Here is a 22,748-nt window from a genome sequence, read left to right on the forward strand (position 1 = left end):
AGCACATGCCTGCGGCACACACAACGTCGTTCATTTCGCGGCATTTTTTGACCCGGTACGCGTCACGCTCACTGGGCGTCGCCCTATGGCTGGCCGTGGGCGGATGTTCCTTGGTGCCTGCCTATCAGCGACCCGAAGTGGCTCTGGCGCCTGCCTGGGATGCTGCGCAGGGCGCGTCCATCAAACCCGCTAGCGGTGGCCCCTGGTGGGAAGAGTTTCACAGCGCAGAACTTAACAAGCTTATTGCTCGTGGGTTTAACCAGAATTACACCCTCAAGGCTGCGCTAAGCCGCATTGAAGAAGCGAGGTCCATCGCTCAAGTCACGGGCGCGACGCAGTATCCACTGTTGTCACTAGGGGGGGATTACCAGCGCAGGAACACTACCTCGACGCCCAAGACCGCCAATGCCTTCGCTGACGCCAGCTATGAAGTGGATTTCTGGGGCAAGAACCACGCGTCGGCAGACTCATCCAGCGTATTAGCCAACGCCAGCGTGTTCGATGCGCAGACGTTGCGCATGACGTTGGGCGCCAACATTGCCATCACCTATTTCCAGGTGCTATCGCTGCAAGATCGTTTGAAGCTGGCAGAGTCGATTGCCGAAGATGCGAAGCAAGTGCTGGACCTGGTCGAGTACCAGGCCAGTCAGGGGGCGGTGTCTACACTGGAAGTCGCCCAGCAACGCAACACCTTGCAAACTTTCCAGGCCGCCACTCCGCCGCTACGTCAACAACGTGACATGGCACTGTACCAATTGGCGGTACTGGTCGGTGCGTCGCCGCAGGGCTTTAAACTGAAAGAATACGGCCTGAAAAATCTCACCGCTCCCAGTCCCGACAGCGGCTTGCCGATGGGACTGTTGCGTCAGCGGCCGGATATCCAGGCGGCAGAAGCGCGCCTGCAGTCGGCCAACTTCGATGTCGGTGTGGCACGCGCCGCGTACTTCCCCAGCCTGACCCTGGATTTACAAAAAGGCATCGACACCCTGACAGGCGGCGGGATCTGGAGCCTGGTCGGCACCCTGGCGCAACCGCTGTTTGCCGGTGGCCGGCTCGACGGCCAATTGCACTTCGATCAGGCGCATGTCCGGGAATTGGCGGACAGTTATCGTGAGTCGGTGATCGAAGCCTTGCAGGACGTGGAAACACAAATGAGTGCGACCCGCGAGCTCGATCAGGCGTTATCGCTGAATGAAGCCGCCGTCATGTCGGCCCGCGAAGCCGCGAGGCTGGCCCAGGTGCGTTACCGCCTTGGTTCCACCGACTTTCAGACGCTGTTGATCGTGGAGCAAACCCAGTACCAAGCCGAAGACACGTTGCTGCAGGTTCGCTTGCAACACCTGCAAGCGGCGGTCGGTCTGTTCCGCGCACTGGGCGGTGACTTCGCCACCAGCAACGTTGCCAATGCCACTTCTGGCGCCTCGGCGTCCCTCGCATCGTCTTCCTCTACTTTTCAGGCGTCCCGCCCATGACCCCGGACAACACCGCTTCGTTTTCTCGCCGCCTGCGCATCATCGCCGTACTCATTGCGCTGATCGCGATTGCGCTGTTGCTTCATTACGTCTGGCCAGGTCGGGTGCAGGCTTCACCGGCAGTGTCGGCCGATGCCGCGGTTCCCGTGGTGATGCAAGCGGCGCAGCGCAAGGACCTGCCGATCTGGCTGGACGCGATTGGCAGCGTGCAGGCACTCAACACTGTGAATGTGCGGGTGCGGGTCGACGGCGAATTGCAGAAGGTGATGTTCACCGAAGGGCAGATGGTTATGGCTGGGGCGTCATTGGCGCAGGTCGACCCTCGGGTGTATCAAGCCCTGGTTGCTCAGGCACAGGCGTTGGTCGCCAAGGATCAGGCGCAGCTGGCGAACCTCAAGGTCAATTTGCAACGGGCAACCAATCTGGCCAATGCCAAGGCCGGCCCGACGCAGGACGTCGACACCTATCGCGCGCAACTCGCGGCGCAGCAGGCCATGGTACAGGCCGATCAGGCCCAGCTGGACAACGCACGTCTGCAGCTGAGCTTCACCCAGGTCACCGCTCCTCTTACCGGACGTACCGGGCAGCGACTGCTGGATGTCGGCTCGATCGCTCACGGCGCCGATGCGACTGGATTGGTGACGATTACTCAGATGAATCCTATTTCCGTGGCGTTTGCTGTCTCTCAGGACGATCTTGCGCAAATCCTTGAAGAGAACGCTCGCCAGCCGTTGCAAGTCGTGGCGATGAGTCGTGATGGCAAGAAGCAGATCGCCAGTGGCACACTCAGTTTCATCGACAGTCAGGTGTCGCCGGCGAGTGGCCAGATCCAGCTCAAGGCGCAGTTCGACAACGATGACAGTCAGTTGTGGCCAGGCGAACTGGTCAGCGCCCGGGTATTGCTCAACACCCGGCTCGACGCCACGGTGGTTCCAGTAACGGCTGTGCAACAAGGACAGAAAGGGCCTTATGTGTATGTGGTGAATGCTGATCAGCGGGTTGAGCCCCGGCAGGTCGACGCTAGCGCAGTGGTTGCTGGCCAACAGTGGATTCGAGAAGGGCTGACGCCGGGGGAAACGGTGGTCGTTCAGGGGCAGTCACGAATCGCGCCGGGCACAAAGGTTTCGCCGGTCAAGGCTGACAGCCAAACTCAGGCAGCCGTTGCGATGGAGGCCAGCCGATGAACGCATTGGCAGGTTTGATACCACGTCGGGTCGGTCTTTGCCTGCTGGCGCTGGGGATTATGTTGTTGGGCACGGTCGCCTATTTTCAGCTGCCCGTCGCGGCGCTTCCAACGGTGGATTTTCCGACGATTCAAGTCACTGCCAAGTTGTCGGGCGCCAGCGCGGAGACGATGGCGACCTCGGTGGCAACGCCACTGGAGCGGGCATTTGCAGCCGTTCCGCAGGTCACTTCGATGACCTCCACCAGCGCGGCGGGCAAAAGTCAGATTGTGCTGCAGTTCGATCTATCGCGAGACATCGACGGTGCCGCGCAGGATGTGCAAACGGCCATTAACACCGCCAGCGCCAACTTGCCGAAAACCATGACCAGCGCGCCGACCTTCAACAAGGTCAACCCGGCGGAGGGCACAGTGCTGTCGCTGGCGCTGACGTCACCGGTTCGCACATTGCACGAGCTAGACCTTTACGCCGATAACTATCTGGCACAGCGTCTGTCGCAAATGCCGGGTGTCGGGCTGGTGGATTTCCATGGTGAGCAGAAGCCGGCAGTGCGCATTCAGATCGATCCCGATGCCTTGGCCGCTCGCGGCCTGACCCTGGAAGAGGTGCGCAGTGTGATCGGCATCAACACCCTGGATCAGCCCAAGGGCAGTCTGGATGGCCAGGATCGGTCGATCACTCTGGGGGCTACCGACCAGCTGCTCGACCCCAAGGGTTACCGAGAACAGGTGATCGCTTACAGGAACGGAGTGCCGATCAAGCTCGGTGACCTAGGCAAAGTCATCGACGGTGCCGAAGACACGCAGCAATCAGCCGCGCTTGGCAAGGAACCGACGATCATCGTCGACATCCATAAGCAGCCCGGTTTCAACGTGTTGTCGACCACGCAGAATATCGTCGACAAGCTTCCTTCCTTGACTGCATCGCTGCCCAAGGACGTCCAGGTCCATGTCATCGGCGACCGGACCCAAACCATCGAGGCGTCGGTCAACGACGTGCAATTCACGCTCTTGCTATCCATTGCCCTGGTGGTTGTGGTGATCTTCGTGTTTCTGCGCAAGGCCACCGCAACGCTTATTCCTGCGATGACCATTCCGCTTTCGCTGGTGGCGACCTTCGCCGTGATGTACCTGTTGGGGTATAGCCTGGACAACTTGTCGATCATGGGGCTGGCGATCGCCGTCGGGTTCGTGGTCGATGACGCGATCGTCGTGATGGAAAACATCGTTCGTCATTTGGAGATGGGCAAGTCACGCTTGCAGGCCGCCATTGATGGCTTACGTGAGGTGGGATTCACCATCATTTCGATGACCCTTTCCTTGATCGCTGTGTTCTTGCCGATTCTATTGATGGGCGGCATCGTTGGACGCCTGATGCGCGAATTTGCAGTAACCGTCAGCGTGGCGATTGTGATGTCCTGCGTCGTATCCCTGACCATGACACCGATGCTCTGTGCGTGGTTGCTCAATCATGACGATGGCGTCAAACCCGGTCGCTTTGCACAGGCCTGCGAAGACGGGTTTACCCGCATTCACAGCGGCTATCGTCGCAGCCTGGATTGGGTCCTGGCTCATCAACGCATGACCCTGACCATCGCCTTGGCTACCGTTGTCGCGACAGCAGCGCTTTATGTTTACATCCCTAAAGGCTTTTTCCCGCCGCAGGACACGGGCCTGATTCAGGGCATCGCCGAAGCGGCGCCGGACATTTCGCCCAAGGCGATGAGCGCTCAGGTCGCGCGGCTGGTGGACGTCGTGGGCCAGGACCCAGATATTGCCAGGGTGTATTCGTGGGTCGGACCGAGCCCGACCATCAGCCAAGGGCGTGTCATCATCAATCTCAAGCCGTTCAGTGAACGTACGGCCTCCGCACAGCAGGTGATCGCCCGGTTGCAGCCCAAGCTCAATCAAGTGTCGGGCATCCGTTTGTTCCTTCAGGCCAACCAGGATATCCAGATCGGCGGCCGCCCCAGCAAGACGCAATACCAGTACACCTTGCAAGACCCGAACAGCGTCGAGCTGGATCACTGGAGCGGTGTGTTGCTGGACAAACTCAAGACACTGCCGCAACTGCAGCACGTCACCTCCGACCAGCAGCAAGCTTCCACCCAGGCGACGCTGGTCATTGACCGACCCACCGCGGCGCGGATGGGGGTTTCCGTGCAGGCCATCGACGATGTGCTGTATGACGCCTTTGGTCAGCGGCAGGTGGCGACGATGTTCACCCAACTCGATCAGAATCACGTCATCCTTGAGGTCGATCCGCGCTGGCAGCTGTCGATCCAGACCTTGAACCATCTTTATGTCCGGTCCACTTCAGGCGCCATGGTGCCGCTGAGCCTGTTGGCTGACATCAAGAACGAACTGATGCCCATCGTCATCAACCATCAAGGCGTATTCCCGGCGATCACCCTCTCATTTGACCTCGCGCCAGGGCATGCCTTGAGCGAGGCGGTGGATGCGATCCAGCAAACGTCGCTGACGACCGGCATGCCGGACAGCGTGCAGGGTAGTTTCCAGGGCACGGCTCAAGCGTTTCAGGACTCACTCAAGTCTCAACCGTGGTTGATTCTGGCGGCGATCCTCACCGTCTACATAGTGCTTGGCGTGCTGTATGAAAGTGCCATTCACCCATTGACCATCATATCGACGCTGCCGTCAGCAGGTTTTGGCGCATTGCTTGCGTTGATTCTCTGTCGACAGGATTTGTCGGTGCTTGGGATGATCGGAATTATTTTGCTGATCGGCATCGTCAAGAAAAACGCGATCATGATTGTAGACTTCACATTAGAAGCCGAGCAGCGTGGGTTAGCGCCGGTGGATGCTGTGCGCGAGGCTTGCCTGCTGCGGCTCAGGCCAATCCTCATGACTTCATTGGCAGCCTTGCTCGGAGCCTTGCCCCTGGCATTCGGCCAGGGGGCCGGCTCGGAGTTGCGCCAGCCGCTGGGGATCGCCATCGTGGGTGGTTTGGTTGTCTCGCAGATTCTGACGTTATATACAACGCCAGTGGTCTATCTCTGGTTCAACCGTCTGCGCAAACGACATCCAAATGTTGCGGTACAACGGGTCGGCGGCTGAATGCGCACCCTGACAGCGTTGAACCCTATGGACATGAAAAATAGTCTGAGACAGCGGATTTTGGTGGTGGATGCACAGGTGAAGCTCGAAAACTATCGGTTGCTGACACTTTCCGCCGACCCGTCAGCGGACATGGTGTGGTTTATCCAATGGCTGCAGGAGGAGTTGGAAAAAGAGTTTGGAGTTTGAGCGGCAGTTTTGGCGCTATCAAAACAGCACGAATGGTGTCGACTGACCGTGGCGCCTTTTGCTGTGAGCCGGCAGATAGGGCAACTTGAGTAGGAACTGGGTGCTCCGCTGCTGGAACTGCCCGTATTGCGGACCGCGTTGCTGATCTGAAATCCGAAGGTTTCTTGGCCGAGGGAATGGCTGAGGACCTTAGTGATGAGAGGCAAGTAAAAGAGTTGGTTGAGTGGGCTTCCAGTTTTTGGGGGCGAATAGACATTTTGTTGAATAATGCGGGCATGGCCATGCAAGGCAGTCCAGAACCGGACATTGGTTACTCGAGATTGGAATTGTATTTTTGCCGACGTGGAAGATAAATATTAGTAATGGGTTCCCCTCCCTCAATCAAAGAACCATATGGTGTATTGCCGTAGCGACAGAAATTGCAAATATTGTTTCGGGTGACGACTTGTAGTTCAGGAATCGTGTCGGAGATCTATTTTTTTGAAAAAAAGGGGGAACCTCCATTAATTAAGTCGGTGCGGGATTAAACGAACCCGCTCCCGCAAAATCCCGGGCAAAAAAACCAGCGGGCGATGAGGATGTCGCCGATCGACAGCATGGAGCCGCCGCCGGCACTCGCCACGACTAAAAGTCCACCTTTTGTGGCCCTTCCGACGGAAATTCCATGAATTCCGTCCGAGCGCGACGAAAAGTCCAGGCTTTCTTTCTTAGTGGGATTCTGGACGCTAAAAAAATGGGCAAATAGTCCAGGATTTCTGTCGGTGCAGGAGATCAACGGTGGCGATATTCATTGAGTTCATATCATTCAGCAGCGAACAGGGCTTTATTGATGATCCATTGCTGACCGAAAATGAGCAACACCCGATACGAATGGAGTTGCCGAGATGCCCACGTCAATCGTTGCTGCACTGCAGATTGGGTCGTTGCCCGGGGGCAAGGCTGAGACCCTGGAGCAGATCCTGTCGTATGAAAACGCCATAATTGAATCCGCTGCGGCGCTGGTGGTCATGCCCGAAGCGTTGCTCGGCGGTTATCCGAAAGGCGAGGGGTTTGGTACTCAACTGGGCTACCGACTGCCGGAGGGGCGTGAGGCCTTTGCCCGGTATTTCGCCAACGCCATCGACGTGCCCGGCGCGGAAACCGAAGCGCTGGCCGGGCTGTCGGCCCGCACCGGGGCGAACCTGGTGATTGGCGTCATCGAACGCGCCGGCAGTACGTTGCACTGCACGGCGTTGTTTTTCGATCCGCAGGCCGGGCTCGTGGCCAAACACCGCAAACTGATGCCGACCGGCACTGAGCGCCTGATCTGGGGCAAGGGCGATGGTTCGACGTTGCCGGTGATCGACAGCCAGGTCGGCCGGATCGGTGCGGTGGTGTGCTGGGAAAACATGATGCCGCTGCTGCGCACCGCGATGTACGCGAAGGGCGTGGAGATCTGGTGCGCGCCGACGGTGGACGAGCGGGACATGTGGCAAGTCAGCATGCGTCATATCGCCCATGAAGGACGCTGCTTCGTGGTCAGCGCCTGCCAGGTTCAGGATTCGCCGCACGCCTTGGGCGTGGAAGTCGCCAACTGGCCGGCGGACCGGCCGCTGATTGCCGGCGGCAGTGTGATCATCGGGCCAATGGGCGACGTTTTGGCCGGGCCGCTACGCGGCGGACCCGGTTTGCTCACCGCACAAATCGACACCGATGACCTTATCCGCGCACGGTACGACTTTGACGTGGTCGGGCACTATGCGCGCCCGGATGTATTCGAGTTGACCGTAGATGAACGCGCCAAACCCGGCGTCCGCTTCACCTAACCCCCTGACTTGTAGGAGCTGTAGGAGCTGTCGAGTGAAACGAGGCTGCGATCTTTTGATCTTGAAGAGGATCAAGATCAAAAGATCGTCCGAACGCGGCCCGAGCCTTCGGCAGCTCCTACAGGGGGTGATTGCCCGGATGTGTTTGTAGCGCCTTGAGTCGGTTTTACCAAGTGCCGGTGGCCGATGTAGGCAGGCTGAGTTTGCCACTGTCCACGAAACGCATGGTACCAAACAAGCCGCCAGCCAATTTTCCGTGCAACACATAAGGCAGATTGTTCAGCGTTTGCGTCCGGGTCAGGCCCAATGTCTGACGCAGCACCGAGAACGCTGAAACGCTCACCGGCACGGTCAGTACGGTTTCGGAAAAACGTGCGATCGAGCCCGACTGATCACTCACGCCAGAGGCGAGGGGCTGACCGTTGACTTCCAGATCCAGGGCAACACCGTTGTAGTCGATGGGGGTTTCATTGGGATTCTGCACCCGTATTTTCACGGCGAATCGCACTTCCATGTCCTGGCTTTGCAGCGGCTCGATGCCGACCACATTGATGTTCAGCGGATCGCGATGGGGGAACAGCGCACAGGCGCTCAGGGAGAGCAAAAGCAGGGAAAGAATGACGGCGTGGACACTGCGCATTGAGGTGCTCTCGTATAAAAAAGGACTGAGCCGACAGCGGCTCAACCCTTGAGCACGGCTAGCGGTTCAACTGTGCGACAGCCACCGACGCAGCGGGTTCACCTTTGGCCTGGACATCCGGGTTTTCCATGACCTGCAGGATCGAGGCTTCCGGGTCGAAATCGTCTTCTTCCAGGGCAATGAACTCCTCGGGCAGGAAGATGTTCAGCACGATAGCGCACAACGCACCGACGGTGATCGGCGATTCGAAGATGTTATGCAACGCCTTCGGCAGTTCGCGCAACACTTCCGGCACGGCCGCCACACCCAGGCCCATGCCGATGGAAATCGCCACGATCAGCATGTTGCGCCGGTGCAGACCCGCTTCGGCGAGGATCTTGATCCCGGCCACGGCGACGGTGCCGAACATCACCAGCTCTGCACCTCCGAGCACCGGTTTGGGCATCAATTGCAGCACCGCGCCGATCATCGGGAACAACCCCAGCACCACCAGCAGCCCGGCAATAAAGAACGCCACGTAGCGGCTGGCGACGCCGGTGAGCTGAATCACGCCGTTATTCTGGGCGAAGGTCACCATCGGCATGCTGTTGAACACTGCTGCCATGGCCGAGTTGAGACCGTCGGCCAGCAAACCGGATTTGATTCGGCGAATGTAGATCGGACCTTTGACCGGCTGCCCGGAAATCATCGAGTTGGCGGTCAGGTCGCCAGCCGCTTCCAGTGGCGATACCAGGAAAATCACCGCCACCGGCACGAATGCCACCCAATCGAAATTGAAGCCGTACTTGAACGGCACCGGTACGCTCATCAACGGCACAGCGGTCAGGCTGCTGAAATCGACATGGCCCATGAACCAGGCGACGGCATAGCCGAGGGTCAGGCCGATGACGATCGCGCCAAGGCGCAGGAACGGCACATCCACCCGGTTAAGCACCACGATGGTTCCGAGCACCAGTGCCGCCAGTGCCAGGTGACTGGCCGCGCCGAGGTCCGTCGCACCGAAACCGCCAGCGATGTCGGTCATGGCGACTTTGATCAGCGACAGGCCCATGAGGGTGATGATGGTCCCGGTCACCACCGGGGTGATCAGCATCCGCAGCTTGCCAATGAACTGGCTTAACACGACTTCAATGAAGGCGGCGAAAAAGCACACGCCGAAGATCGTCGAGAGGATTTCATCGGGGCCGCCACCCCGGGCCTTGACCATGAAACCGGCACTGAGAATCACGCTGATGAACGAAAAACTGGTGCCTTGCAGACACAGCAACCCAGAGCCGACCGGGCCAAACCGCCGCGCCTGGACGAAGGTGCCCAGGCCTGAAACAAACAGCGCCATGCTGATCAGGTAGGGCACTTCGCTTTGCAGGCCCAGTGCGCCGCCCATGATCAGCGTCGGGGTAATGATGCCGACGAAACTGGCGAGTACGTGCTGCAGGGCAGCGAAGAGGGTGGCGGTCAGATGGGGGCGATCGTTGAGGCCGTAAATCAGGTCGCTGTTGCGTGAAGCAGGGGCTTTTTCAGAGGCGGTCATGGGTTTTGTGCGTGCCAGAAGGCGGGCCGGGTCAGAAAATGGAGGCGCAGGATGCCAGAAAGCGCAAAAGATCGCAGCCTTCGGCAGCTCCTACATTTGGATCGTGATCTCCTGTAGGAGCTGCCGAAGGCTGCGATCTTTTGATCTTCAGGCGAACGCCGCAAGCAAATCCTCTTCAAAGGCCTTCTGTGCATCCCCCGGCACCTGAGCGCGATGGCGGGCCAGATGAAACGCCACATCAAAACTCATATCGCTGCAACGCACGGCTTTGAGCAGGCCTTTGTCTTCCCAGCTCCGCGCAAAGTGACTGGGCAAGTAACCGACGTGCTTGCCGGACAGAATGAAGGCGAGGGTCCCTTCGACTTGCTCCGAGCGAGCCGAACACTGCTTGCCCTGGAATGGCTCGTCGCTGCGCAGGAAGCGGTAAGGGTGATCGACCCGGTCGCACGCCTGGAGCGCTTGATCGTCAGGTGCGTCATCGGTGAACAACGGATGACCGGGTGCGCAATACAAGTGCTGGGTCTCGCTGAACAGCTCGCGGTAGTCAAAGGCACTTTGCACCTGTGAGAAATAACCGATGGCCAGTTCCAGCCGTTGTTGCAGCAGTAACCGTTCCATTTCACCGGGCATGGCGCTGATCAACTCGATGCGCACCGACTCGTCCCGCTCCCGAAAGCGCCGGATCGCATCGGCCACCCGTAGCAGCACTGATTGATCCAGCGCTTCGGACAAGCCCAGGCGCACCTCACCGATCAAGCGCCCGGCTACACCATTGGATTGATGGCGGAACGCTTCGATGGACTCAAACAGCCCGCGAGTCGCCGTGAGCAGTTGTTCGCCTTTTGGGGTGATCCTGAATCCACCCTTGCCGCGACTGCACAGGCGATAGCCGAGTCGGGTTTCAAGCTTGGCCATTTGCTGGCTGATGCTCGACTGGCTCAGACCCAATTCACCCTGCGCCGCGCTGAAGCCACCGCACTCCACCACATTGACAAATAGGCGCAGCAGGTGCAGGTCCAGGTCATGCAGTTGACCGAGCATCAAACATTACTCCGAGATAAAGTCAGGTTAATAAACTTGATATTTCCTCAATGTATCCGACGACGCATTCTGCAGCCACTTCCTCTGGTCAGGTGTTCGTCATGGCTCCTCTATTCAAGCTGTGTTTCCCCGCGCTGTTCCTTGCCATGGCCGTGTCGGCACAGGCCGAGGAAAAAGTCCTCAACCTTTACAGTTGGGCCGATTACGTCGCCCCCGAAACCTTGCAGCGCTTCGAGAAGGAAACCGGGATTCACGTGCGCTACGACACTTTCGACGCGCCGGAAGTGCTCGAAACAAAACTGCTTACCGGTGGCAGCGGTTATGACGTAGTGGTGCCATCGTCCAGCGTGCTGGCCCGTGGGTTGGCGGCCGGTGCGCTGAAACCCATTGATCACCAAGGTCTGAAGGGCTACGCCAATCTCGATCCGGATCTGTTGGAGAAAATGGCCGCGGTCGACCCCGGCAATCGCTACGGTGTCCCCTATACCTGGGGCACGCTGGGGCTTGGGATGAATGTCGAGGCGGTGCAGAAACGCTTGCCGAACGTGCCGCTCAACAGCCTGGACCTGCTGTTTAAACCGGAATACGCCAGCAAGCTGAAGGATTGTGGGATTGCGATCATTGATTCGCCGCAGGAGGTGATCGGCCTGGCGTTGCACTATCTGGGTAAAGACCCCTATAGCACCGACAAGAGCGATCTCGACGCGGCGCAAGCGCTGTTAAACCAGTTGCAGCCCTCAGTGCTGTACGTCGCGAGCGGACGGCAGATCAACGATCTGGCCAACGGCGATATCTGTTTGGCGTTGGCTTACAACGGTGATGCGAGCATGGCTGCCGAGCAGGCGCGCAAGAACAACAAACCCTACGAAATCGCCTACCGGATTCCCAAGGAAGGCACCCTCGTGTGGCAGGACAACCTGGCGATCCCCAAGGACGCGCCGCACCCCGAAGCCGCCCGCCAATTTATCGAGTTCATGTTGCGCCCCGAATCCGTTGCGGCGCTGACCAACACCTTGTTCTTTGCCAGCGCCAATCAGGCCGCCACACCACTGGTGGACGAGGCCGTGCGCACTGATCCGGACATTTACCCACCCGCCGACGTTCGCGGCCGGCTGTATGCCGACCGCAGCATGAGCCTCAAGGACATGCGTCAACGCACACGCCTGTGGACCACCTTCCGTAGCCGCCAATAATAAGGAACCCGAGATGGATGCCCCAATGCAAAACGACCAGGCCATGACCCGCGACAGTCTCTATGGCACTGCCGCAGAAAGCACCTACGCCGGTATCACCAGTTTCATGCGTCGTCGCTACAGCCGCGACTTGCGCGGCGTCGACGTAGCGGTCAGCGGTGTCCCGTTCGACACCGCCACCAGCAACCGTCCCGGCGCGCGTTTCGGACCGAGGGGCATTCGTGCCGCCTCCACCGGCATTGCCTGGGAACGCCACTGGCCGTGGACGTTTGACCCGTTCGATCATTTGGCGGTGATCGACTACGGTGATTGTGACTTCGATTACGGCACACCGCAGTCGGTGCCGGAAAGCATCGAAGCCCACGCCGAACATATTCTCAACGCCGGCAGCGCGATGCTGACGTTCGGAGGGGATCACTTCATCACGTATCCGCTGCTTAAGGCCCATGCGCGCAAGCACGGTGCGTTGTCGCTGATTCACTTCGATGCCCACAGCGATACCTGGCCGGATGAAGAGGGCAAGCGGATCGATCACGGGACCATGTTCTGGCATGCGGCCAAGGAGGGTTTGGTGGACCCGTCACGTTCGGTGCAGATCGGTTTGCGCACCACCAACGACGATCATCAGGGCTTTCAGGTGTTGGATGCGCGGCAGGTGCATCGGCAAGGGTGTGAGGCGATTGTCGCAGCCATTCGGGCGCGGGTCGGTGACAATCCGGTGTATTTGACGTTTGACATCGACTGCCTCGATCCGGCCTTCGCGCCGGGCACCGGAACACCGGTGTGCGGTGGCTTGAGCACGGTGCAGGCGCTGGAGATTCTTGGCGGGTTGCGCGGGATCAACCTGGTGGGAATGGACGTGGTGGAAGTGGCTCCGGCCTACGACAATGCGGACATCACCTCACTGGCGGCGGCGACGTTGGCGATGGAAATGCTGTGCCTCTATGCCGCGAAACATAAGGTAGATCGGTAAAACACAATCCCTGTAGGAGCGAGCTTGCTCGCGAAGGTGTGTCAGCTGCGGTGATGTCGACTGACACTCCATCGCGAGCAAGCTCGCTCCTACAGGGGGAAAGTGTCAGGCCACGGGGATTATCGGCAGATCCAGGATTTGACCACCCGTAAACCGCGCCACCGACCCGGCGATGGATTCGTGCGGCACACCCTTCGCCACATCGCTGACACCCTCGAGGCGTGACAGTTGATCGTCACTCAATTGCACCGCCAACGCCCCCAGTGTCGCATCCAGTTGTTCACGGGTGCGCGAGCCGAGAATCGGAATCAGCGCCGTGGTCGAGCGCTTGGCTTTTTCCCGCAGCCAGGCAATGGCCACGTGCGTCGGGCTGGCCGCCAGTTCTGCGGCGACGGCCAGCAACGTGTCGAGCAGGGCGGTGTCCCGGGCACTTTTCTCGGCGTGAATCAACACGCCAAGTTTGGCGGCGCGGTTGTCACCATCATTGCTTCGATACTTGCCAGTCAGGAACCCGCCACCGAGCGGCGACCATAACGTCGCGGCCAACCCCAGTGCTTCGGCCATGGGCAGTTGTTCACGTTCGGCGGTGCGTTCGGCCAGGCTGTACTCGACCTGGATCGCCGCCACTGGTGAAAACCCCCGAACCTCGGCCAGCAAGTCGGCGCGAGCGATGCGCCACGCCGGAAAGTTCGACAGGCCGGCATAGTGAATCTTGCCGGCGCGCACCAGGTCGTCAAAACCCCGGAGGATTTCTTCCATCGGCGTCACGCCGTCGCTCATGTGCGCCCAAAACAGATCGATGTGATCGGTCTTGAGGCGCGTCAGGCTCTCTTCAACGGCGCGAACCATGTTCTTGCGGTTGTTGCCCGTGTGGGAAATACCTGCGGCCGGTGTGGTCCCCAACGTGTACTTGGTGGCGATGACCAGGCGGTCCCGCTCTGCCGCGATGAATTCGCTGAGCATGGCTTCCGACTGGCCAGCCTGATAACCATTGGCGGTGTCGATGAAGTTGCCGCCCGCTTCAAGGTAACCATCAAATATGCGCTTGGCTTCGTCACGTTCGGCGCCATGCCCCCAGCCCGTGCCGAAGTTACCGGCGCCCAATGCCAGTTCCGAAACCCGTAAGCCGGTTTTGCGGCCGAAGACTTTGTAATGCATGGGGAGGACTCCTGAAGGAAAAGACAGTGGGGCTTAATATAAATGTCTTGCGACATGTATTTAATATGATGTCAGTAATATCAATCGTCAAGACGCTTTTTCAATCGGGTGGGATGGCCAGGGGTCGTGGCATACTGCCGCGCATGAATGTCGACTCCCCCCTCAGCGCTTGGCAGCATGCCATTGAACAAAAGGGCTTCGTCCAGGACGAAGCCCAGGAACATGCCGTCTGGGCGCTCCAGAAATGCTACGAAGCCTTGCATGAAGGTCGCACGCCGACGATGGGTGTGTACCTCTGGGGCCCGGTCGGACGCGGCAAGACCTGGTTGATGGACCAGTTCTACCAAACCTTGAAGGTCCCGGCCCGCCGCCAACACTTTCACCACTTCATGGGCTGGGTGCATCAGCGTTCGTTCCAGCTGACCGGCACCGCCGACCCGTTGAAGGCATTGGCTCGTGAGCTGAGCGAGGAAGTGCGGGTGCTGTGCTTCGACGAACTGTTCGTCAACGACATCGGCGACGCGATCATTCTCGGGCGCTTGTTTCAGGTCATGTTCGATCAGGGCGTGGTGGTGGTCTGCACCTCCAATCAGCCGCCGGACCAGCTTTATGCGGACGGTTTCAATCGCGACCGGTTCATGCCCGCTATCAAGGCGATCAAACAGCACATGCAGGTGATTGCAGTGGATGGCGCTGAAGACCATCGCCTGCATCCCGGCGCTGGCTTGCAACGTTACTGGGTGGCAGTGCCCGGGCAGCCCAGCGCGCTGAATGAAGTGTTCAAGGCCTTGACCGACGGCCAGTCGGTGTCTGGTGACCCGATCAAGGTCGGTTACCGTTCGCTCGATGTGGTGCAAGCCAGTGAAACCGTGCTCTGGAGTCGTTACGCCGACCTCTGTGAGCAGCCGTTTGCCGCGATGGATTTCATGGCCCTGTGCGACACCTTCAGCGCTATTCTGTTGAGTGACGTCCCCAATCTCAGCGCGCAGAAACGCGAAGGACGCATCGCCCGCGGCACTGAAGACGGTGTCGAGCGAGTGGTGGCGGGGGATCGCGAGTTGCCGCAGTTGTCGGTGCATGACGACGGTGTACGGCGTTTCATTGCCCTGGTCGATGAGTGTTATGACCGCAAGGTGCCGCTGTACCTTGAGGCGCAGGTGCCTATGGCGTTGCTTTACACCGAGGGCTACCTGGAATTCCCGTTTCGCCGCACCCTCAGCCGTTTACAGGAAATGCAGCTGCAACGTTTCGCCGACGTTTGAACCCAAGGAGCCGTGAACATGAATCAGCCCTTGTCCCACCACTTGCTGACCATGGCCTATCAGAACGCCTGGGCCAATCATCGACTCGCCAAGGCCTGGAGCCAGTTGAGTCGTGACGAACTGGCGGCGCCCCGGGTCAGCTTCTTTCCCAGTCTCGGCGCTACCCTCAATCACATCCTGACCTGCGACTGGTTTTACGTGGATGCGCTGGAGCGGGAGTTGCGCGGTGATGATCCGCACCCCGAGTGCACGGTGTTTTTCAAAAAAGACGAACCGTTTACCCAAGCGACAGACCTCAAGCGTGAACAAGCGCTGGTGGACCTTCGACTGATCGCCTATTGCGAGCAAATGCGCGACGCCGACCTCGGAAAAATCGTGACCATCGCCCGGGACACGCCGCAACATGACAGCCGCTTGCGCCTGCTCTCCCATTTGTTCGAGCACCAGATCCATCATCGCGGGCAGGTTCACGCCATGCTCAGCGGCACTTCGGTCAAACCGCCGCAGCTGGACGAGTTCTTCTGTGCCGATGAGTCGGGTTTGCGGGCCGAGGATTTTGCCGAGCTTGGCTGGACCGAAGCGTTGATTTGGGGGCACTGAAGATCAAAAGATCGCAGGCTTCGTGTAGGAGCTGCCGCAGGCTGCGATCTTTTGATAGGGTCGCTCTGGTCTACTTCATGTGTACTCGAGGATGGAAATGGAATCCACAGAAATGCTTGTGCTTCAGGCCAGCTACACCAACCCGGTGCATGCCGAGGCGATTAGCCTGGTGTTAAATCAGTATGCCGAGGACCCGATGGGTGGCGGTCATTCATTGCCGGCGGACGTGCTGGCACAGCTTCCGGGGGAGTTGGCCAAGCGTCCTCACGCCTTCAGCGTGCTGGCCTTTGTCGGTGGTGAGCCGGCGGGGCTGGTCAATTGTTTTGAAGGCTTCTCGACCTTTGCCTGTCGGCCGTTGGTCAACGTGCACGATGTGGTGGTGGTTAAGAAATTTCGCGGGTTGGGTTTGAGTCAGAAAATGCTGCAAAAGGTTGAGGACATCGCCCGTCAGCGCGGCTGCTGCAAAATCACCCTTGAAGTACTGGAAGGCAATGCTGTCGCCCAGGCTTCCTACGGCAAGTTCGGTTTTGCCGCTGGCATGTTCGACCCGACGCACGGCCGGATGCTGTTCTGGACCAAGGCACTTTGATTTTTTAGGCATAAAAAAGGGCGTCCGTCTGGACTTATGTAGGAGCGAGCTTGCTCGCGATGGGCGTTAACGATAACGCGTGTTTTCTGAACAAACGCGCCGCGCTTGAGTCCATCGCGAGCAAGCTCGCTCCTACAGGACGCCCAACTTTTATTGATCATTTCGCCTTATAGGATTCAGTCACTTGCGCGGTTTGATCGTCCGGAACCCAGATTTCGCCATTCTTGGCCGCATTAGCCTTGGCCTGTTCCTGATGTTGGCCAACCGGGAAGTTCGCGAAGTAATACCTCATACGTTCAGCTCCACCTTCAGCGAACGCGGTGGATGAGACGAACGTCATCAGGCCAGCGATGATCAAGGGTGAGTGTTTCATGGTGTGCCTCCCATTACGGATGTCGGGTGCCTTTCGTCCATGAATCAATGTCGCAGGCACATTATCTGCCGAATCCGTTAAATGGGAATTAACCGGGCCTGGAAGAACAGGCGGAAGATTGTGTGATTTGCCGGAGAGGGCGAAGGGGGCAGGCGTATCGGAAACAGCAGCGAGCTGTTTCCGGTTCAGGCGAGGGGATTAAGCGTGAGGCGCACGTTGTGTCAACGGCAAGCTCTGGGGTTGATGGCCCATTAGCAGGCGCAGTTGCGCGAGCTCCTGCTTCAGCTGGTCGCGCTCGTCTTTCAACTGGCGCAATTCATCGCGACGGATCGTGACGTAAAGGGTTTGTGCTGGCCGTGCTGCTTGTACTGTGCCCATTGCTCACCTCGCAAATGGCTTGCCTCAACTGTAAATCCGCCCCGAGATCGGGTGCTGACCTAGTATCGGCGCTGATTTTGATTTCTTTTGCCCCTGAAGGGAACTTTTTTATTTTTCACGGTCGTTGTGTCTTCGGCTTGATTCGCGACGTTATCAATCGGGATCGGGCACAATGCCCGGAAACTATGTGCCTCTACGCTGGACTAACCCGGATGAGTCACGTTGGGCTATAACCTTTGACACACATTATTTGTAGTAGGGAGCATCAGCACATGCAACTCGGGATTATTGGACTGGGCCGCATGGGCGGCAATATTGCGCGGCGCCTGATGCTCAACGGGCACACCACCGTTGTGTACGACCGCAACACCGCCTTCGTCGAGACCTTGAGTGGGGAGGGCGCTACGGGCGTTGCCGACTTGTCGGCGCTGGTCGCGGGCCTGGCCAAACCACGAGCGGTGTGGGTCATGCTGCCGGCAGGCGCACCGACCGAAGACACCATCGATACCCTGAGCACCTTGCTTGAAGCTGGCGATACCATCATCGACGGCGGCAACACTTTCTATAAAGATGACATCCGCCGGGCGAAAACCTTGTCGGATAAAGGCCTGCACTACGTCGACGTCGGTACCTCCGGCGGTGTCTGGGGCCTGGAGCGTGGTTACTGCATGATGATCGGTGGTGAAGCCGACGTCGTGAAGCGCCTCGACCCCTTGTTCGAAAGCCTCGCCCCCGGCCTGGGTGACATCCCGCGGACCAAGGACCGCAAGTCCGAAGACGATCGTGCCGAACGCGGCTATATTCACGCAGGCCCACCCGGCGCCGGGCATTTCGTGAAGATGATCCACAACGGCATCGAATACGGAATGATGCAGGCCTTCGCCGAAGGCTTCGACATCCTCAAGACCAAATCCAGCACCAACCTGCCGGAAGATCAGCGTTTCGACCTCAACGTCGCTGACATCGCCGAGGTCTGGCGCCGTGGTAGCGTGGTGTCCTCCTGGCTGCTCGACCTGACAGCCGACGCCCTGGCCAGCGACCCGAAACTCGACGGTTACTCCGGGTCAGTGGCTGACAGCGGTGAAGGTCGCTGGACCATCGAAGCCGCCATGGAGCAATCGGTGCCCGTACCGGTGCTGTCGAACTCGCTGTTCTCCCGCTACCGTTCGCGCGGGCAAGGCACCTTTGGCGACAAGATTCTCTCGGCCCAGCGCTTCGGCTTCGGCGGCCATGTGGAGACTTCGAAAAAATGACCCGTCTGATCCGTAATAAATCCAAGGCAGAACCCGCACCACCGACCACGCTGTTCCTGTTTGGTGCCCATGGTGATCTGGTCAAGCGCCTGCTGATGCCGGCGCTGTACAACCTGAGTCGTGACGGTCTGCTTGGGGATGGACTGCGGATCATCGGCGTTGACCACAACGCCATCACCGATGAAGCCTTTGCGAAAAAACTCGAAGACTTCATTCGAGCGGAAGTGGCCGCCAAGATCGGCAACGGCGACCAAGTGCTTGATCCGGCGTTGTGGGCCACGTTGGCCAAAGGCATCAGCTACGTCCAGGGCGATTTCCTGGACGACAGCACCTATCAAGCGCTGGCGGCGAAAATCGCTGCCAGCGGCACCGGTAACGCGGTCTTCTACCTGGCCACCGCACCACGTTTTTTCAGCGAAGTGGTGCGCCGTCTCGGCGCCGCCGGCTTGCTGCAAGAAACCCCCGAAGCCTTCAGAAGGGTGGTGATCGAGAAACCCTTCGGCTCCGACCTGCCCACCGCCGAAGCGTTGAACGTGTGCTTGCTCAAGGTCATGACGGAAAACCAGATCTACCGGATCGACCACTACCTGGGCAAGGAAACCGTACAGAACATTCTGATCAGCCGGTTCTCCAACAGCCTGTTCGAAGCGTTCTGGAACAATCATTACATCGACCACGTGCAAATCACTGCTGCCGAAACCGTCGGCGTGGAAACCCGTGGCAGTTTTTATGAGCACACTGGCGCCTTGCGGGACATGGTGCCCAATCACCTGTTCCAGTTGCTGGCGATGGTGGCCATGGAACCCCCGGCCGCCTTTGGCGCCGACGCCGTTCGTGGCGAGAAAGCCAAGGTGGTCGGGGCAATTCGTCCCTGGTCCACCGAAGAGGCGCTTGCCAATTCGGTTCGCGGCCAATACGCGGCAGGCGAACTCGACGGCAAGCCGTTGCCGGGTTATCGCGAGGAAGCCAACGTCGCCCCTGATAGCAACACCGAAACCTATGTCGCGCTGAAAGTCATGATCGACAACTGGCGTTGGGTCGGCGTGCCGTTCTACCTGCGTACCGGCAAGCGCATGAGCGTTCGCGACACCGAGATCGTTATCTGTTTCAAGCCGGCGCCTTATGCGCAGTTTCGCGATACCGAGGTTGATGAACTTCAGCCGACGTACCTGCGGATCCAGATTCAACCCAATGAAGGGATGTGGTTCGACCTGCTGGCCAAACGGCCCGGACCGGCGCTGAAGATGGCCAATATCGAACTGGGCTTTGCCTACAAGGATTTCTTTGAGATGCAGCCGTCCACCGGCTACGAAACCTTGATCTACGATTGCCTGACCGGCGACCAGACCCTGTTCCAGCGCGCCGACAACATTGAGAACGGCTGGCGCGCAGTGCAGCCATTCCTCGATGCCTGGCAGCAGGATTCGACGGTGCAGAGCTATGCGGCGGGCGAGGACGGGCCTAAGTCTGGCGAAGAGTTGCTGACCCGCGATGGTCGCGTCTGGCACGGTCTCGGATGAGCGAACCAACGCAACCCCCCATCCGTTTTTTGCTCAGTGACATGGACGGCACTTTACTGCTGCCCGATCACAGCCTTAGTCAGCGCACCGTTGATGCGGTGCGCTCGTTGCGCAAGGCCGGCGTGCTGTTCAGCCTGGCCACCGGCCGTCCACCGCGCGCTATGTTGCAGCAGATTGAGGCGTTGGGCGTTGATCTGCCGACGGCGGCTTTCAATGGCGGGACTATCGTCAATCCAGATGGCAGTTTGCTGGTTGCGCATTACTTGCCGGTAACGGCCGCGTTGACCACCTTGACCCTGTTTGCCGATGTGCCCGACATCGAAGTCTGGGTGTTCAGCGGCGGCGACTGGCTGGTGAAAGACTCGTCCGGCCCTATGGTGCCGCGTGAGCAGCATGGGCTGGGCTATCCGCCGGTGGTGGTGGAGAGTTTCGAGCCGTACCTTGAACAGATCGACAAGATCGTCGCCACCAGTAACAACACTCAATTATTGATTGAGCTGGAAGCGCAATTGCTGCCCAAGGTCGAGGGCCAGGCGCAGGTCTCGCGTTCGCAGCCGGTGTACCTGGACGTGACCGCGATGCAGGCCAACAAAGGCCAGGCGCTGGCGACACTGGCCGAGTTTATCGGCGTACCGCTGGCGCAGACGGCAGCGCTAGGTGATGGCGGCAATGATCCGGCGATGTTTCATCGCGCCGGGTTCTCGATCGCCATGGGGCAGGCGGAGGAGGCGGTGAAGCGTCAGGCTGATGTCGTCACTGGCGCCAACACCGAAGACGGCGCGGCCCAGGCCATCGAGCGCTACATCCTCCCCCAATAACCACACAAAAAAACTGTGGGAGCGAGCCTGCTCGCGATGGTGTGTCAGCCGACATCAACGTATCTGACACACCATCGCGAGCAGGCTCGCTCCCACCATTTTTGGCCAGTGTTTACAACCAGAAACTTACCGCATACCAGCCAAGCACACCCATCACCACCGTGTACGGCAGCGCCATCCAAACCATCCGTCCATACGAAAGACGAATTAGCGGTGCAATCGCCGAGGTCAGCAGAAACAGAAACGCGGCCTGACCATTAGGCGTCGCCACGCTCGGCAGGTTGGTGCCGGTATTGATCGCAATGGCCAGGGTCTCGAAGTGCTCACGGCTCATGTGTCCGGAGAGGAAGGCCTGTTTGACTTCAGTGATGTAAATGGTCGCGACGAACACATTGTCGCTGATGGCTGACAGCACACCGTTAGCAATAAACAGCATGCCCGGTTGCTGGTCCGCTGGCAGGGCCAGTACCCACTGGATCAGTGGGGTGAACAGCTGCTGGTCGTGGATCACGGCCACCACCGCGAAAAACACCACCAACAGGGCGGTGAACGGCATGGCGTCCTTGAACGCATTGCCGATCCGGTGCTCGTCAGTGATACCGGTAAACGCGGTGATCAGCACGATCACCATCAAGCCGATCAGGCCGACTTCAGCAATGTGAAACGCCAGAACGGCGATCAGGATCAGCGCCGCCAGTCCTTGAACGATCAACGCTGCGCGTTGATGCGAGGTGCGCTCCGCATTGTCTTCGGCGGCGTAGTCGGCCAGCACGGCACGTACGGTGTTCGGCAGCAGCGTGCCGTAACCGAACCAGCGCATTTTCTCCAGCAGGACGCAGGTCAGCAGACCCGCTACCAGCACCGGCAATGAAACCGGAGCAATCTTCAGAAAAAATTCGGAGAAGTGCCAACCCATCTCGTGGCCGATCAGCAGGTTCTGCGGCTCGCCAACCAGCGTGCAAACACCCCCCAATGCGGTGCCCACGGCGCCGTGCATCAGCAGGCTGCGCAGAAAGGCACGGAATTGTTCCAGGTCATCGTGATGAAGCTTCGGCAGGTGCTGGTCATCGCCGAATCCACTGTCTTGACGCGGATCGTTACCCGAGGCCACGCGGTGGTACACCGAGTAAAAACCAACGGCCGCACTGATGATCACGGCGGTCACGGTCAAGGCATCGAGAAATGCCGACAGAAACGCCGACAGAAAGCAAAACATTAACGCCAGCATGGCTTTGGAGCGAACACCGAGCAGCAGGCGGGAAAACAGAAACAGCAACAGGTCCTTCATGAAATAGATGCCAGCCACCATGAACATCAGCAGCAGGATCACCGGGAAGTTGTGCACCAGTTCGTCGTAGAGTGCCTGGGGCGTGGTCATCTTCAGCAACAGCGCTTCGATCAGCAGCAGGCCACCGGGCATCAATGGATAACACTTGAGCGCCATGGCCAGGGTGAAGATAAATTCCAGCACCAGCAGCCAACCGGCCACTGTCGGGCCTACCGTCCATAGCACCAGGGCGTTAAGAATCAGGAAGCCGACAATGCTCGCCTTGTACCAGCGGGGTGATTGCCCGAGAAAATTGTGCGCGAACGCCTGGGCCATTGAACCGGACATCGGCTGCTCCTTGCTTTAAGAAGCGCGCAACTTGCCGTAAGTGGAGGGGAAGTTCAAGCGCAGGAGTAAACCATTGG

At 59.1% G+C, this 22,748-nt stretch carries 21 protein-coding genes; 14 read left to right on the plus strand and 7 right to left on the minus strand.

The genetic code is table 11. The features are described from left to right. Positions 1–5 precede the first annotated feature (5 nt). The 6 genes from JFU37_RS26360 to JFU37_RS26385 all read left to right on the plus strand — a co-directional run bounded on the left by JFU37_RS26360 (position 6) and on the right by JFU37_RS26385 (position 7,727). Entirely contained in the window at positions 6–1,472 is a 1,467-nt protein-coding gene (locus tag JFU37_RS26360) for an efflux transporter outer membrane subunit (RefSeq protein WP_201119963.1), read from the plus strand. After that, positions 1,469–2,656 (plus strand): efflux RND transporter periplasmic adaptor subunit, encoded by a 1,188-nt coding sequence (locus JFU37_RS26365; protein WP_201119964.1) that lies wholly within the window; start codon positions 1,469–1,471, stop codon positions 2,654–2,656. Before JFU37_RS26360 ends, JFU37_RS26365 begins: the two co-directional genes overlap by 4 nt. Beyond that, positions 2,653–5,733 carry an efflux RND transporter permease subunit gene (locus tag JFU37_RS26370; protein WP_201119965.1) on the plus strand — a complete coding sequence of 1,027 codons (3,081 nt, stop codon included), beginning with the start codon at positions 2,653–2,655 and terminating at the stop codon, positions 5,731–5,733. Before JFU37_RS26365 ends, JFU37_RS26370 begins: the two co-directional genes overlap by 4 nt. Further along, positions 5,734–5,922 (plus strand): hypothetical protein, encoded by a 189-nt coding sequence (locus tag JFU37_RS26375; protein WP_242485830.1) that lies wholly within the window; start codon positions 5,734–5,736, stop codon positions 5,920–5,922. A 125-nt stretch (positions 5,923–6,047) separates the two neighbouring features. Next, positions 6,048–6,275, plus strand: coding sequence for an SDR family NAD(P)-dependent oxidoreductase (locus JFU37_RS26380; protein ID WP_201120088.1), 228 nt, complete (start codon positions 6,048–6,050; stop codon positions 6,273–6,275). A gap of 531 nt (positions 6,276–6,806) precedes the next feature. Next, positions 6,807–7,727 (plus strand): carbon-nitrogen hydrolase family protein, encoded by a 921-nt coding sequence (locus JFU37_RS26385; RefSeq protein ID WP_201119966.1) that lies wholly within the window; start codon positions 6,807–6,809, stop codon positions 7,725–7,727. A gap of 166 nt (positions 7,728–7,893) precedes the next feature. Here JFU37_RS26385 and JFU37_RS26390 read toward each other — a convergent pair whose 3' ends face one another. From JFU37_RS26390 to JFU37_RS26400, 3 genes are all read right to left on the minus strand, one after another. Beyond that, positions 7,894–8,367, minus strand: coding sequence for an LEA type 2 family protein (locus JFU37_RS26390; RefSeq protein WP_201119967.1), 474 nt, complete (start codon positions 8,365–8,367; stop codon positions 7,894–7,896). A gap of 58 nt (positions 8,368–8,425) precedes the next feature. Beyond that, positions 8,426–9,898 (minus strand): nucleobase:cation symporter-2 family protein, encoded by a 1,473-nt coding sequence (locus tag JFU37_RS26395; protein ID WP_201119968.1) that lies wholly within the window; start codon positions 9,896–9,898, stop codon positions 8,426–8,428. A 147-nt stretch (positions 9,899–10,045) separates the two neighbouring features. After that, positions 10,046–10,939, minus strand: coding sequence for a LysR family transcriptional regulator (locus tag JFU37_RS26400; protein WP_201119969.1), 894 nt, complete (start codon positions 10,937–10,939; stop codon positions 10,046–10,048). Positions 10,940–11,040: 101 nt separating this feature from the next. Here JFU37_RS26400 and JFU37_RS26405 point away from each other — a divergent pair, with 101 nt between their 5' ends. Together JFU37_RS26405 and speB are read left to right on the plus strand one after the other, a co-directional pair. Then, positions 11,041–12,132, plus strand: a complete 1,092-nt coding sequence (locus JFU37_RS26405; protein WP_201119970.1) for a polyamine ABC transporter substrate-binding protein — start codon at positions 11,041–11,043, stop codon at positions 12,130–12,132. A gap of 13 nt (positions 12,133–12,145) precedes the next feature. Further along, complete coding sequence (gene speB, locus JFU37_RS26410) at positions 12,146–13,105, plus strand: agmatinase (RefSeq protein WP_201119971.1); 960 nt, start codon at positions 12,146–12,148, stop codon at positions 13,103–13,105. A gap of 105 nt (positions 13,106–13,210) precedes the next feature. On the opposite strand, the gene JFU37_RS26415 is transcribed toward speB, so the two are convergent. Beyond that, on the minus strand, positions 13,211–14,263 hold the full coding sequence (locus tag JFU37_RS26415) for an aldo/keto reductase (RefSeq protein WP_201119972.1): 1,053 nt from the start codon (positions 14,261–14,263) through the stop codon (positions 13,211–13,213). A gap of 143 nt (positions 14,264–14,406) precedes the next feature. On the opposite strand from JFU37_RS26415, the gene zapE reads away from it, so the two are divergent. The 3 genes from zapE (at position 14,407) to JFU37_RS26430 (ending at position 16,714) form a co-directional block, all read left to right on the plus strand. After that, positions 14,407–15,525, plus strand: coding sequence for a cell division protein ZapE (zapE, locus tag JFU37_RS26420; RefSeq protein ID WP_201119973.1), 1,119 nt, complete (start codon positions 14,407–14,409; stop codon positions 15,523–15,525). Positions 15,526–15,543: 18 nt separating this feature from the next. Then, the gene (locus tag JFU37_RS26425) at positions 15,544–16,125 is read left to right on the plus strand and encodes a DinB family protein (RefSeq protein WP_201119974.1); all 582 of its coding nucleotides are present in this window, start codon (positions 15,544–15,546) and stop codon (positions 16,123–16,125) included. Between the two features lie 97 nt (positions 16,126–16,222). Then, entirely contained in the window at positions 16,223–16,714 is a 492-nt protein-coding gene (locus JFU37_RS26430) for a GNAT family N-acetyltransferase (protein WP_201119975.1), read from the plus strand. 157 nt (positions 16,715–16,871) lie between these two features. Here the strand turns inward: JFU37_RS26430 and JFU37_RS26435 are convergent, their stop codons facing one another. Beyond that, the gene (locus JFU37_RS26435; protein ID WP_201119976.1) at positions 16,872–17,087 is read right to left on the minus strand and encodes a hypothetical protein; all 216 of its coding nucleotides are present in this window, start codon (positions 17,085–17,087) and stop codon (positions 16,872–16,874) included. Positions 17,088–17,285: 198 nt separating this feature from the next. Then, a complete protein-coding gene (locus JFU37_RS26440; RefSeq protein WP_201119977.1) occupies positions 17,286–17,465 on the minus strand; it encodes a DUF6026 family protein in 180 nt (59 codons plus the stop codon). A gap of 272 nt (positions 17,466–17,737) precedes the next feature. On the opposite strand from JFU37_RS26440, the gene gnd reads away from it, so the two are divergent. Genes gnd through JFU37_RS26455 form a run of 3 tightly spaced genes read left to right on the plus strand, consistent with a single transcriptional unit; the run spans position 17,738 to position 21,056 of the window. Next, complete coding sequence (gene gnd / locus JFU37_RS26445; RefSeq protein ID WP_201119978.1) at positions 17,738–18,718, plus strand: phosphogluconate dehydrogenase (NAD(+)-dependent, decarboxylating); 981 nt, start codon at positions 17,738–17,740, stop codon at positions 18,716–18,718. Then, positions 18,715–20,238: a glucose-6-phosphate dehydrogenase gene (gene zwf, locus JFU37_RS26450; protein WP_201119979.1), complete on the plus strand. Its 1,524-nt coding sequence runs from the start codon at positions 18,715–18,717 to the stop codon at positions 20,236–20,238. Before gnd ends, zwf begins: the two co-directional genes overlap by 4 nt. Continuing rightward, positions 20,235–21,056, plus strand: coding sequence for an HAD family hydrolase (locus JFU37_RS26455; protein WP_201119980.1), 822 nt, complete (start codon positions 20,235–20,237; stop codon positions 21,054–21,056). Before zwf ends, JFU37_RS26455 begins: the two co-directional genes overlap by 4 nt. Before the next feature lie 112 nt (positions 21,057–21,168). Here the strand turns inward: JFU37_RS26455 and nhaB are convergent, their stop codons facing one another. Beyond that, on the minus strand, positions 21,169–22,671 hold the full coding sequence (gene nhaB, locus JFU37_RS26460; protein ID WP_201119981.1) for a sodium/proton antiporter NhaB: 1,503 nt from the start codon (positions 22,669–22,671) through the stop codon (positions 21,169–21,171). Positions 22,672–22,748 lie beyond the last annotated feature (77 nt).

The sequence above is a fragment of the Pseudomonas sp. TH41 genome (genome assembly GCF_016650695.1).
Classification (GTDB): Bacteria; Pseudomonadota; Gammaproteobacteria; order Pseudomonadales; family Pseudomonadaceae; genus Aquipseudomonas.

Bases quoted from the DNA above. Each gene is read 5' to 3' on its own strand.
- JFU37_RS26360 (WP_201119963.1), top strand. From the start codon at position 6: ATGCCTGCGGCACACACAACGTCGTTCATTTCGCGGCATTTTTTGACC.
- JFU37_RS26365 (WP_201119964.1), top strand. From the start codon at position 1,469: ATGACCCCGGACAACACCGCTTCGTTTTCTCGCCGCCTGCGCATCATC.
- JFU37_RS26370 (WP_201119965.1), top strand. From the start codon at position 2,653: ATGAACGCATTGGCAGGTTTGATACCACGTCGGGTCGGTCTTTGCCTG.
- JFU37_RS26375 (WP_242485830.1), top strand. From the start codon at position 5,734: ATGCGCACCCTGACAGCGTTGAACCCTATGGACATGAAAAATAGTCTG.
- JFU37_RS26385 (WP_201119966.1), top strand. From the start codon at position 6,807: ATGCCCACGTCAATCGTTGCTGCACTGCAGATTGGGTCGTTGCCCGGG.
- JFU37_RS26390 (WP_201119967.1), bottom strand. From the start codon at position 8,367: ATGCGCAGTGTCCACGCCGTCATTCTTTCCCTGCTTTTGCTCTCCCTG.
- JFU37_RS26395 (WP_201119968.1), bottom strand. From the start codon at position 9,898: ATGACCGCCTCTGAAAAAGCCCCTGCTTCACGCAACAGCGACCTGATT.
- JFU37_RS26400 (WP_201119969.1), bottom strand. From the start codon at position 10,939: ATGCTCGGTCAACTGCATGACCTGGACCTGCACCTGCTGCGCCTATTT.
- JFU37_RS26405 (WP_201119970.1), top strand. From the start codon at position 11,041: ATGGCTCCTCTATTCAAGCTGTGTTTCCCCGCGCTGTTCCTTGCCATG.
- speB (WP_201119971.1), top strand. From the start codon at position 12,146: ATGGATGCCCCAATGCAAAACGACCAGGCCATGACCCGCGACAGTCTC.
- JFU37_RS26415 (WP_201119972.1), bottom strand. From the start codon at position 14,263: ATGCATTACAAAGTCTTCGGCCGCAAAACCGGCTTACGGGTTTCGGAA.
- zapE (WP_201119973.1), top strand. From the start codon at position 14,407: ATGAATGTCGACTCCCCCCTCAGCGCTTGGCAGCATGCCATTGAACAA.
- JFU37_RS26425 (WP_201119974.1), top strand. From the start codon at position 15,544: ATGAATCAGCCCTTGTCCCACCACTTGCTGACCATGGCCTATCAGAAC.
- JFU37_RS26430 (WP_201119975.1), top strand. From the start codon at position 16,223: ATGGAATCCACAGAAATGCTTGTGCTTCAGGCCAGCTACACCAACCCG.
- JFU37_RS26435 (WP_201119976.1), bottom strand. From the start codon at position 17,087: ATGAAACACTCACCCTTGATCATCGCTGGCCTGATGACGTTCGTCTCA.
- JFU37_RS26440 (WP_201119977.1), bottom strand. From the start codon at position 17,465: ATGGGCACAGTACAAGCAGCACGGCCAGCACAAACCCTTTACGTCACG.
- gnd (WP_201119978.1), top strand. From the start codon at position 17,738: ATGCAACTCGGGATTATTGGACTGGGCCGCATGGGCGGCAATATTGCG.
- zwf (WP_201119979.1), top strand. From the start codon at position 18,715: ATGACCCGTCTGATCCGTAATAAATCCAAGGCAGAACCCGCACCACCG.
- JFU37_RS26455 (WP_201119980.1), top strand. From the start codon at position 20,235: ATGAGCGAACCAACGCAACCCCCCATCCGTTTTTTGCTCAGTGACATG.
- nhaB (WP_201119981.1), bottom strand. From the start codon at position 22,671: ATGTCCGGTTCAATGGCCCAGGCGTTCGCGCACAATTTTCTCGGGCAA.